This is a genomic window from Chitinophagaceae bacterium (genome assembly GCA_030053935.1).
Taxonomy (GTDB): Bacteria; Bacteroidota; Bacteroidia; order Cytophagales; family JASGCU01; genus JASGCU01.
In genome coordinates this window covers 1-12,516 of record JASGCU010000071.1, presented here as the reverse complement: position 1 = coordinate 12,516, position 12,516 = coordinate 1, and the positions used below count along the sequence as shown (strand labels likewise).

Sequence of the window (12,516 nt, the reverse complement as noted above, 5' to 3'; positions counted from 1 at the left end):
GATAGCATTATTTAATTTTAACCATCACTATAAAGAGTTTTTTAGAAAGAGGCATAAAAAAAAATGGATACCTATAAAATATCTGTATATGCTTAAAGAATACATTTGCATAAAATTAGCATCCAAGGAGAGTTTTTTATTTTCTAAAACTTATGAAGTTATCACCTCAGGAACCATAATGAATTTATCTGCATTTCAAGAAATTGGAAATATGGATGAAAATTTATTTATAGATGAAGTAGATCACGAATATAGTTTAAGAGCAGTAAAAAAAGGTTTTTTTGTTATGAGAACACACTTACAGTATCTCCTCCATTCTATAGGAGATTCTGTTATGACTTACCAAAAGTTTTTTTTATTTACCATCAAAAAGAAAAGAAAAATTCATAATCCTGTTCGTATTTATTATATGTATAGAAATCGTTTATATGTAGCAAATAAATATAAAGATGTTTTCCCTGAAATAATAAAAAAAAAAATACATAGTAATAAATACTGGGAAAAGAAAATTCTACAATATTATCCAACACCCGACATATATTTACAAATGATACATCTTGCTAAAAGTGATTATGAAAATAATATTATGGGAAAACTACAAATAGACAATGTATTACCTCTTTTACAAAAAATCATAAAACGGCAACAAAAATAATGAAAGTAGTATTAGTAAATTTTTCTACTAAAGTATTTGATGAAAGCAGAAAATGTCTCAATGTATCAGCAATAAAATTTGGAATAGAACCAAATTGTATTTTTAGTTTTGGAGAAGAAGATTTAATAGGGACGGATTTTTATAAACAACATTTGGATATTTTTCAAAATACTAAAGGATTTGGTTATTGGCTTTGGAAACCTTTTTTTATTTCGGAAGTATTTAGAAAACTAAGTCCCGATGATGTATTATTGTATATGGATGCAGGCATAGAATGTATTGATTCGCTACATCCATTAATTTCTCTCTGTCAAAAAAATGATATTATTTGTTTCGGTAATGGAAATAATTTCAATGCCGAGTGGACTAAAATGGATTGTTTTGTTCGTATGAATACGAATACTTCGAAAATAAAAAACGCTATTCATTGTGATGGTTCTATTATTCTTTTTAAGAAAACAGAGTTTTCGGAATTATTTATTATAAAATGGCTTTCCTATTGTAGTGAAAAACCACTTATTTCCGATGATACAAATATTTATATAAAAAAAAATTCTATATTTTTTAAAGAACATAGACATGACCAATCTATATTTTCCATATTAGCACATCAATACAATGTTCCAATTTACAGATGCCCATCTCAATTTGGAAATCATTATAAGCATCCTCGTATAAGAGTTTCGGGAGAATTTAATTGTATAAGTCAGGTTTATCAAAAACAAGTAAAGTTTTATGCTGTAAAATACTATAATAATTCTTTATATCCTCAAATATTGAATCACCACAGAAGGAAGAATAACCCTTCATCAGTATTACCTGTTAAAAAACATAAAAACAAAAAAGAGTATTTTTTATATAAATTACAAAAACCATGGCGGTTGTTAGTATCACTACTGAGGATTATGGTAATAAAACAATTACAATACTAATTTTCTTGATGTATTAAAACGAAAAAAATAATACCTTTTATTAAAACATAAATATATTTCTATAACATAAAAGCAAAATGATACATAAAAAAAACAAGTTTAAAATAATACTCATTTAATTTGATTCAAATGGTTACAAATACAATCTTTTTTTCTATTATAGTGCCTACTTTTAATACTGAAAAAGATATTAAGAAGTGTATGGAATCTCTTATTTATCAAGATTTTAATTTATTTGAAATTATTATAATTGATAATTGTTCGGAAGATAATACATTAAAAGAATTATATTTTTTTGCCGAACGTTTTCAACAGATAAAAATTTTCAGTGAGAAAGATAGTGGGATTTATGATGCTATGAATAAGGGAATAACAAAAGCTCTTGGAAGATGGCTTCTTTTTTTAGGTTCAGATGATGAATTAGATAATAATCAGGTCTTGAAAAATGTATACGAAAAAATTAAAGATACAAATTATGACTGGGTATATGGCTATTCTGTAATAAAAGAAACTAATAAAAAATTTGAAAAAAAAAAAAAAGATATATACTCTCTCTATACAGTAAATATCTGCCATCAATCTATTTTTTATACAAAGACCATCTTTCATAAAATAGGAAATTATAATACCAGATATAATCTCTATGCGGACTGGGACTTGAATATTAGGTGTATGGAAAATACCGAAATATCGCATTCTTATATAAATATATGTATTTCAAAATACAGTATGGGAGGCACTTCTACTAAATACAAGTTTACAGACAAAGAATTTTTGAAAGATAAATTATATCCATTCCTATTACGTTATAATTCTTCTCATAATATCTTTCATTATATTCTTTTGTGGAAATTATTAAATAATTTTCCCATAGATGATTTTATAGAATACAATTTTCATAAAGCCAACAAGAATATATTGTATTTATTATCCCATGTTCAACGGTTTAGACATATAAAAAACAGAAAGATCAAAAAAATAATAATGATTTATTATTATTTTTTTGATATATTTATTTTACGAAAACAAAATGTTCCATAATAATGTAACTATTTAGATGCTCTATTTGATATAAATAAATACAAATCCAGTATAAAAGATAAATACAAAAGTATTCTTATTTTTTCCAATTCTTATACTTTTCTATTACCAATTGTATGGAATTATATGACGTATCCATTGTTTTTTCTATATTCATATTATCTATCCATCTTATACATTCTATGTTTTCTGATTCTTGTGGTTTCATATTCGCATCATCTAATAAATCCATAACATACCATTTTGTTTTTTTGAGAATTATTTTTTGCTGTATAGTATATATATGAAAGGTGGTACAAAGTTTTTGAGGGTTTTGTACTCTAATAGAGCATTCTTCTTCTACTTCTCTTATGGCTGTTTCTTTGAGAGTTTCTTTTTTCTCTACTTTTCCTTTTGGGAGATCCCATTTTCCCAATCTATATATACATAAAATACAATTATTTTTTCGCACTATTCCTCCCGCTGCTTTTATATATGATTTTTTTTTCTGCATGGTGCGGATTATTTTTATTTTTTTATCTACTTCAAGGGTAAATATACTATCTGAAATATTGTCTTTTTTGAGAAGCAGAGTGATGAATGTATACACTTCTTTGTTTTTCACATTTCTAATACAGATATTTTTTTCTTTAATAGAAGTTATGTTTTCTTCAAAAATACTATTGTATTCTACGTCGAATTGTTTTTTTTTGGAAACTTGACTCTTTTTTTTTATGTTAATGGTATTTGAACCTACAAATATTTTCATGTTTTTGTTATATAGTTTATAAATGCCAATTATTTGACGATGTTTATTCAAGGGTTATATATTTTTTCCATACGGTAAGCCATTTTTTATTTTTATACCATCCATGGCACCCGAATGGGAGTATATTATTATTCATCTGTATTGCTTTTTCAGGAAAATGCTCTATGGAAAATAGGAGTGCTTCTTTGAGAGGAGGGGTTTTTATTTTTTTTTCTTTTTCATTTACTTCTATGGACCAAAAAAAATCTTCGTTTTCTGTGTATGGATTCGAGGGTATAATCGTTTTATGAGTTCTTTTTGAAAACATATCAAGACAGATGGTATAAAAAGTTTTTGTTTTCCTCAGTGAAAATCCTCCATTTCCCACTTTATTATAACGAGTATATTTATAAAATGCTTTTATATATTTTGCTATCCATTGAAGTAATAATAATTTTATTTTTCCTATGCCTGATGTATATTTCGGTCCCCACGGGGCACCTATGTAATCATAATTTTTTTGGCACCAATAGGAGAGTTCATCTTTAAACACGTAGGCATCTAATTGGTGGATAAGTATGTATTCATATTCCAAAAATTTTTCATAAAATTCTGTAGAGGTCAAGAGTGCATTGTATCCCTTTATAGATTCAAAGTAAAAATCCGAAAAACTTGCTGTCATACATTCTTTATATTCTTCTGTAATGCAAGAAATGTTCAGAGAAATCGGTTTTACTATAATAATAGGGTATTTATGTAAGACGGAAAAACACTGCTTGAATGATCTTTTTTCAAAAAAAGACATTTCTTTTTTATAAAGAGGGATTAAAACAGCTACGAGTTTTTTTTTTATCAATTTAGAAGTATATAGTTATTATTTTTACTATTTTATTTAAAAACACAGGAAGGATAATCAAAAATAAATAGATTATAGATAATACAGGTGCTAAAATTATTTTCTCTCATTTTTCTAATGCCTCTATTTGTAATACAATGGATTCCCATTTTTTTTGGAGTTCATTCAGAGTTTGCTTTTTGAGAATGTATGAACTATTGATATTTTCTAATTTTTGAGGGTTGGAATATAATTCTGTATTGAGTAATTCTTGTTCTAATATTTTTATTTCTTGCTCTATGGAGTTTATATTTGTTTCCACTTCTTCTAGCTGTTTTCTCATTTTTTTAGATTCATGAGTATTATTTTTTTCTATGGGAGAGGAAGGTTTTGTGTCTTGTTTTTTGGCAGAGGTGTTTTGAGATGTGGGTATTTGTTTTGTGTTGTCTTTGATTTCTTCGGCAGAACGTTTATTTTTCCACCATTCGTATTCTTCGTATTTTCCGGGATATGTTTTTATTTCTTGATTTTCAAGCCACCATATTTTATTTGCAACTTGGCTTACAAAGTATCTATCATGGGATACAAGTATAAATGTTCCTTCGTACTGCTGTAGTGCTTGTATAAGTATGTTTACAGATTGTATATCTAAGTGGTTAGTGGGTTCATCCAGTAATAAAAAGTTTGATTCTGATACTAATGTTTTTGCTAATGCAACTCTTGATTTTTCTCCTCCCGATAGTATTTTTATTTTTTTAAACACATCTTGATCGGAGAATAAAAAACATCCTAAAATACTTCTGAGTTCGTTTTCTGTTTTATCTTTTCCCATGGACTTGAGTTCTTGTAGTAGGTCATTTTCCAATGTAAGTGCTTCTAATTGGTGCTGTGCATACATAGAATAGTTTACGTTATGGCCTTCTCTTCTGCTTCCTTCGAAAGGTTCTATATTTGCTATAATACGGAGGAGGGTAGATTTTCCTTTTCCATTAGCTCCTATGAGTGCTATTTTATCTCCACGTTCTATGGTAGCATTGCTGTCTTTGATGATGGGAAGTGTTTCGTATTTTTTTTGTATATTTTCTAAATGGATAACATGCTTCCCTGATGGTTTAGAAAACTTAAATCGGAAGTTCACTTTGGCTGTCTCATCAATGACTTCGTTTACGACTTCCATTTTTTCTAATAGTTTTACTCTACTTTGAACTTGGCGTGCCTTGGTTGCTTTAGCTCGAAATCTTTCTATGAATCTTTCTGTTTGTCGGATTTTTGCTTGTTGGTTTTCGTATGCGTTTTTTTGAATTTCATTTCGGATACTTTTTTCTTGTAAATAAAATTCATAATTTCCTGGATAAAAATTAAGTTTTCCGCCTGATACTTCTACAATACAATTCGCTGTATTATTTAAAAATTGCCTATCGTGAGATACCACAATAACAGCTCCATCATAGCTTTTAAGATAATTTTCTACCCACTGTATTGATGGCATGTCTAAGTGATTCGTAGGTTCATCTAGCATAAGTATGGATGGTTTTTCTAATAATAATTTTCCGAGTATAACTCTCATTCTCCAACCACCAGAAAATTCTTTGAGAGGTCTGTGTAAATCTGCATTTGAAAAACCAATTCCTTGTAGAATTTCTTCTGCTTTACTTTGGATAGTATATCCATCTAATGCTTCAAATTTTTCTTGGAGTTTTGCTAATTTTTCTCCCAATTCTTCGGTATAATTTTTTTCCATTTGGGCTATTGTTTTCTCTATTTCTATATGTATAGATTGTGCCAAACTGAATGCCTTCATCACTACATCTAATATAGATTCATTGGATTGAAAAGAGAGCAAGTCCTGATTGAGAAAACCAATAGTACATTCTTTACTTTTATTTATTTCTCCTGCATCGGGGGTTATTTCTTCGCAGATCATCTTTAATAAAGTAGATTTTCCTGTTCCATTCAATCCAATAAGCCCTATTTTGTCTTTTGGTTTTATAAAAAGCGAGGCTTCGTCATAAATAATACGCGAGCCAATATAATAAGAAAGGTTATTTATAGAAATCATGTGTATAAATATTTTATGATGGGATAATTTTGGAAACTTGAAAGTAATCGTTTTCTCTCTGGGGAGCGTTTTTGAAAATATATTCTTTTTTATCGTAATCTTTTGCTTCGTCTTTTCTCATATTGTTTATTTCAAAAGACATATTAATGAGCGGCTCTACGTTTTCTGTATCCATCTTTTGGAGATGTTCTATAAATTCTACCATACTGTTCATTTTTTGTAAGAGTTCTTCTTCTTTTTCGGGGTCTATTTCTAATCTTGCTAAATCTGCTATTTTATATAAAATTTTTTTATCTATTTCCATTTTTTATGTAATGTATTCCTTAAAATTCTTCGTTTAATGTAAATTCGGAATCTGTGGTTCCGTTTTTATTCTTTATTAATCCTGCTTTTTGATATTCGGCTACTCTTTTTTCAAAGAAATTTGTCTTTCCTTGCAACGAAATCATATTCATAAAATCAAAAGGATTCGTAGCATTATATATTTTTGAACATTGGAGTTCTAATAATAATCTATCCGCAACAAATTCTATGTATTGACACATAAGGATTGCGTTCATACCTATGAGTTTTACAGGGAGTGCTTCGGTAACAAACTCTTTTTCTAATGCTACTGCTTCTTTTATAATAGATTTTACTTTTTGGGTAGGGAGCTTATGCACAATATGATTTTTATAAAGCATACAAGCAAAATCACAGTGAAGCCCCTCGTCTCTTGAAATAAGTTCATTTGAAAATCCAAGTCCGGGCATAAGTCCTCTTTTTTTTAACCAAAAAATAGAACAAAAACTTCCAGAAAAGAAAATACCTTCTACGGCAGCAAAGGCAATAAGTCGTTCTTGAAATGTTCCGTTTGCTATCCATTTCAAAGCCCAATCGGCTTTTTGTTTTACAAAAGGCATCGTGTCTATTGCGTTAAAAAGATGCTTTTTTTCTGTTTCATTTTTTATATAGGTATCTATAAGAAGAGAATACATTTCTGAATGAATATTCTCTATTGCTATTTGAAATCCATAAAAACACTTTGCTTCTGGGTACTGTACAGATCCTATAAAATTTTGTGCCAGATTTTCATTTACTATTCCATCACTAGAAGCAAAAAATGCAAGCACATGTGATATAAAATGCCTTTCTCCATCGTTTAATTTTTGCCAATCCGCTAGATCAAGTCCTAAATCTACTTCTTCTGCAGTCCAAAAACTTGCTTCTGCGTGTTTATAAAACTCCCATATATCTTGATGTTTGATAGGAAATAAAACAAATCTTCCCTTATCTTCTTGTAACATCGGCTCTACTGCTATTGTAATATCATTATTCATGCTCTGTGTATAATTGTGTTATTGAATATATTGTCCTTTTGTATATAAATTACTATTTTTTAAAATGTGCGATGGTTCTTTTTCAAATATTCCATACATGGTAGATCCAGATCCAGACATAGAGGCATAGAGAGCATTTTTTTGATACAATGTTTCTTTTATTTCTTTCAGTAGGGGATATGTTTTAAAGGCATTTTTCTCAAAATCATTTTCCAAATGCTTTTTCCATTTCTCAATAGGAAGCGAAAGAATTTCTTCTATGGGTTTTCTATTATTATCGGGAGTAATCTGCGAATATGCTTCTTTTGTGCTTATAAAAATATTGGGGAATGCTAATAAAAGAAAATATCCTTTCAGAGAAATATTACATTCTATCAATTGCGTCCCTCGTCCTTCTGCAAAAGAAGGTTTATTTTTTATAAAAAAAGGAACATCACTTCCTAATTCTCCCGCATACTTTTCTAACTCTGAAGTTTCTATATGCAAAGAAAATAAATCGTTCAACATTTTAAGAACAAAAGCAGCATCAGCAGACCCTCCACCTAATCCCGCACCTATATTTATAACCTTGTGAAGGTGTATATGGATATTTGAAATATTTTTTTTTGTTTTCAAGAGATTGTATGCTTTTACACAGAGGTTTTCTGCTTTTTCCTCCATAGCAATACCCGAAGAGGTAAAATGTATTGTATCTGATGGTATTATTTCCAAAATATCGGTTAGAAAATATACGGGATACATACATGTAGAAATATCATGAAAACCGTCTTCTCTTTTTTGTAATATATGTAATCCTATATTAATTTTGGCATTTGGAAAAGTAACCATACATTCTTTATAACTATTTGTATATTAAAAAAGTAAAAATATAATTATTGAGTCAACTCCGAAAAGTCATTTTTACAGAAATATTGAATTTTAAAATTATTGATAATCAACAGTTACAAATCTATAAATGTATCAAAATCGTCTTTTTGGATTGGACTCATTATTCTTTATATAAAAAAACAAGAAATTGTTTTTTTACTAAAAATCATCATTGAGAGCAAATTTATTGACTCTATTCATCCATTTTCCACGAGTAAAATCAGGAAATTCTATTGGCTTTGAGCCGCAAGCAATAGATATTTCGGAAAGCGGTGAAATAGCGCTCCAAGCCGCCGCATCATAAGCATCCAAAGGGGTAGGAAGATTCCTTTTTGTTGCTTCTATAAATGCATGAATTACAAAAAAATCCATTCCCCCATGCCCAGCACTTTCTGACTCTTTGGTATATCTTTTCCAAAGAGGATGGTCATATTTTTCTATCCATGGCTGTGCCTCTTCCCATTTATGTTTTTGTGCTGAAGCCCCTTCTATATAAATGGACTTATTTACATCCATCCATATACCATTTTCTCCTTGCACTCTAAACCCTAAAGAGTAGGGGCGAGGCAGATTAGTGTCATGAGAAACGATAATCGTCTCTTCATCGGCTGTTTTTAGAACAGTAGTAATAACGTCTCCTAATTTAAATCGCACTTTTGCATTTGGATGGTCTTCTCCACCATTTTTAATAATATAATTATGTAGTCCTCGTGATTTAGAAGCGGTAGAAGTAAGAGAAATGAACCTATTTCCTTTGTTTATATTGAGCATTTGTGCTACGGGACCTATGCCATGCGTAGGGTATAAATCGCCGTTTCGTTTTACAGAATGAAGTGTCCTCCAACGTGCTTCGCTGTATGCTTTTTCTCCAAATTCTACTCCTCCTCCGTAGGGTTGTTTTCCGTCATTAAACTTCACTTCTCGTAAATCATGTTGGTAACCGCATTCCAAATGTATAAGCTCCCCAAAGATATTATTTCTTACCATATTGAGTACTGCCATGACATCTCTTCTGTAACATACATTTTCTAAAATCATACACTGCTTCCCTGTGTTTTCAGAAGTATTTACCAAATCCCAACATTCTTCCAAAGTATTTGCCGCAGAAACCTCCACTCCTACATTTTTTCCATGCTTCATTGATTCTACTGCCATAGAGGCATGCCATTCCCAAGGGGTTGCAATAATAACAGCATCAATATCTTCTCTTTTCAGAAGATTCAAAAAATCATATTCGCCTTTGGTATAGATAAAAGGAGATTTTCCGCCTGCTTTTACTACCATATCTTGAGCAGTTCTTGCATTGGGTTCATTTATATCTGCTAAAGCAATTACGACACAGTCCTTTCTCTCCAATACCAATTCTAAATGATTCTGCCCTCGTAACCCCACCCCTATAAATCCTAAACGAACTTTTTTATCTTTATCACCCTCTTTTGAAACCCCTGCTCCCGCTGTAAAAAAAGAAGAAGCTATGCTTCCACCTACCCCCGCAACAAGTGCTGTTTTTTTTATAAAATTTCTCCTGTTTTCTTTCATTGTTATATTTTCTTAAATATGCAATAAACTTATTTCAATAGAATATATATTCCTGCAATATATATTTTTATAAAACAATTATTTCAAAATGGTATATTTTTGAAAAAATGAATAATAAAAAGGGGTATAAAATTCCTATTTTCATAAAGCAGAAATTTATAAATCAATGTAACGAAAGCGAAATAAGAATTTGATACCAAATTTGAAAATGCATTTTGTGAGTAATGAAAAGTAGAAAAAACATAGAAAAATAAAAAAGAAATATATAAAATGTAAAAAAATATACCTCTTTGTATTATCATTGTAAAAAAATACTGAAGGAGTTCTTATATTTCAAAATCAATTTTTAGAACCCACTATAAAGAGTAAAATAGTTTTACTCATTTTATTTTAACAGAAATTTATAAATGACTTTTACAGAAGCAAAACAAGAATTTGACAGCAAATATGAAAGTGTAGTAGAGTTTGACTGTTTCATTCCAGAGCATCTAACTTTTAATAAAAAAACGAATTTCAAAAAAAAAAACGGAACTAAAAACGAGCAATATTATAAGTGGCAGTTTTTATATGCTATCATTCAATCTGGCTTATATACAAAAGATTATATAGGAACAGAAGTACAGTTTCCAAAAGGAAACAAATCTTCGGCACCTTTAAAATTAGACGGAGCAATTTTTGACGACATTACTTGGTTTGACAAATACAAAGATTTTCATGAAAATGGAAACAATGAAAGTTTAGAATGGTTACGAAAACATTTAATCTGCGTAATTGAATTTAAAAAAGAAGACAACAAAAATGTTGCCGATGTTTGGGATAAGCAACTAAAAGCATATTTAAAAGAGTCAGAATGTGATTTTTGTTTAGGTATAATGTATGATACTGAAAGATTATATCTGTTTAAAAAACAAGAAAATAAATTTTTACGACTTAATGAAAATTACAATAGTAAAAAAGAAGATAGTAAAACAAAAGATTTACAATTACATTTATTTGATGCCTATTATACCATTCCAAGTTATAAACAATTATTAAACAAAGTTTATCATCCAAAAATAGATCGTTCCAAAAGAACAATTCATGATTTAGAAATTATTAGTGGGGTGTATAGTTCTCAACTAAAAGATGGAATTGCTAATATACTTCATACTATGGATAAGGTAAGCTTGACTAATGAAAGGGGATATGAAATTTTAGTACAAATGATTGCTTTAAAAATATTTGACGAAAAAAAAAATATATGGCTTAAGTATTATATACAAAACGAAGAAAAAGATGATATTGAAAAACTAAAGTTTTATATAGAGCCATCAGAAAGAGATTATAGAACTTTAAACGATAAAAATGTTTTAGAATTCACTAAAAGAATAAAAGATCTAAAAGAAAAAGCCGAAACTACCTATAAAGAAATACTAAGCGAATCAATAATTGATTTTAAAAACGAATCTCACGTAAAAGTAGTTGCAACCATAGTTAATAGTTTACAGGATTATAGTTTTACCAAATCAAGTGATACAGATTTGTGGCAGATTGTATTTTATCAGTTTGCAAATGCCTTTTCCAAAGCAGAAAAAGGGCAGTTTCTCACACCAATTCCACTGATAAAATTTATTGTAAATATAGTTAATCCAAAAGAAGGAGAAACTTTAATAGATCCTACAAGTGGAAGTGCAGATTTTTTATCAGTATCTTATATAGCTTCGCAAAGTGATGTAAACGATAAAAATATTTTTGGAGTGGATAACGATGAACAGATGATAAGATTAGCACAATTGAACATGCTTTTAAATGGAGATGGTCGTTCTACTTTAAAATTTCAATCGGGATTAGGTTCTATTTCTCATAAATTTGATAGAGATAATAATTTATTTCCACTAAACATAGACCTTCATAAGAATGGGAATTGGGAATTCTCAAATGATTACACTAAACTTAAAAAATTTAATATTGTGTTAACCAATCCTCCATTTGGGGACAATAGAGCTTTTGAACCTAAAACTAGTCAAGAAAAAGAGTTGTTAAAATGTTACGAACTTTGGAATATTTACAATGCAAAAAAAATTGATTTAGGCATAATATTCCTTGAAAACGCTTATCGTATTTTAGAAGATTATGGACGATTGGGAATAGTAGTATCCAATTCAATAGCGAGTATTGATAGTCATAAATTAGCACGAAAATGGTTAATGGAAAAAATGAGAATTACAGCTATTTTTGATATGCCTTCTGGTATTTTTGGGGAAACATCTGTAAATACATCAGTTATTATTGCATACAAATTACCAGAAAACGAGTTGAAAAAATTAAAAAACCAAAACTATGAAGTATTTTTTAGAAATATTGAAAAAGTAGGCTATGAAGTAAAAACGAGTAATAGGATTAAAGTTTTTAATCCAACCTATAAAGTAAACTACGATAATTTTATCATAGAAAAAAATGAAAAAGGAGAACCTATTTTAGATGAAGATTTTACAGAAACTATATCTGACTTTAAAAAATGGTGTTTGAGACAAGAAAAATATTTGCAGGATATTTTTATAAA

The 12,516-nt window shown here is 29.1% G+C and carries 11 protein-coding genes; 4 read left to right on the top strand and 7 right to left on the bottom strand.

From position 1 onward, the window contains the following. From QM536_07540 to QM536_07530, 3 genes are all read left to right on the top strand, one after another. Nucleotides 1-655 (top strand): hypothetical protein (locus tag QM536_07540; GenBank protein ID MDI9356855.1); only part of this gene is annotated, 655 nt, incomplete at its 5' end. Beyond that, entirely contained in the window at nt 655-1,587 is a 933-nt protein-coding gene (locus QM536_07535) for a hypothetical protein (GenBank protein MDI9356854.1), read from the top strand. The genes QM536_07540 and QM536_07535, both read left to right, overlap by 1 nt. Before the next feature lie 129 nt (nt 1,588-1,716). Further along, nucleotides 1,717-2,628, top strand: coding sequence for a glycosyltransferase family 2 protein (locus QM536_07530; GenBank protein ID MDI9356853.1), 912 nt, complete (start codon nt 1,717-1,719; stop codon nt 2,626-2,628). 76 nt (nt 2,629-2,704) lie between these two features. Here QM536_07530 and QM536_07525 read toward each other — a convergent pair whose 3' ends face one another. From QM536_07525 to QM536_07495, 7 genes are all read right to left on the bottom strand, one after another. Then, a complete protein-coding gene (locus tag QM536_07525; GenBank protein MDI9356852.1) occupies nt 2,705-3,376 on the bottom strand; it encodes an NUDIX domain-containing protein in 672 nt (223 codons plus the stop codon). A gap of 43 nt (nt 3,377-3,419) precedes the next feature. Next, the gene (locus QM536_07520; protein ID MDI9356851.1) at nt 3,420-4,211 is read right to left on the bottom strand and encodes a DUF5672 family protein; all 792 of its coding nucleotides are present in this window, start codon (nt 4,209-4,211) and stop codon (nt 3,420-3,422) included. Nucleotides 4,212-4,317: 106 nt separating this feature from the next. Next, nucleotides 4,318-6,249: an ATP-binding cassette domain-containing protein gene (locus QM536_07515; protein MDI9356850.1), complete on the bottom strand. Its 1,932-nt coding sequence runs from the start codon at nt 6,247-6,249 to the stop codon at nt 4,318-4,320. Between the two features lie 13 nt (nt 6,250-6,262). After that, on the bottom strand, nt 6,263-6,553 hold the full coding sequence (gene gatC, locus QM536_07510) for an Asp-tRNA(Asn)/Glu-tRNA(Gln) amidotransferase subunit GatC (protein ID MDI9356849.1): 291 nt from the start codon (nt 6,551-6,553) through the stop codon (nt 6,263-6,265). A 19-nt stretch (nt 6,554-6,572) separates the two neighbouring features. Further along, nucleotides 6,573-7,568, bottom strand: coding sequence for a ribonucleotide-diphosphate reductase subunit beta (locus QM536_07505; protein ID MDI9356848.1), 996 nt, complete (start codon nt 7,566-7,568; stop codon nt 6,573-6,575). Nucleotides 7,569-7,586: 18 nt separating this feature from the next. Further along, nucleotides 7,587-8,396 (bottom strand): 4-(cytidine 5'-diphospho)-2-C-methyl-D-erythritol kinase, encoded by an 810-nt coding sequence (gene ispE, locus QM536_07500; GenBank protein ID MDI9356847.1) that lies wholly within the window; start codon nt 8,394-8,396, stop codon nt 7,587-7,589. A 198-nt stretch (nt 8,397-8,594) separates the two neighbouring features. Continuing rightward, the gene (locus QM536_07495; GenBank protein ID MDI9356846.1) at nt 8,595-9,974 is read right to left on the bottom strand and encodes a Gfo/Idh/MocA family oxidoreductase; all 1,380 of its coding nucleotides are present in this window, start codon (nt 9,972-9,974) and stop codon (nt 8,595-8,597) included. A gap of 407 nt (nt 9,975-10,381) precedes the next feature. On the opposite strand from QM536_07495, the gene QM536_07490 reads away from it, so the two are divergent. Continuing rightward, nucleotides 10,382-12,516, top strand: a 2,135-nt coding sequence (locus QM536_07490; GenBank protein ID MDI9356845.1) for an N-6 DNA methylase, incomplete at its 3' end; no start/stop codon positions are given.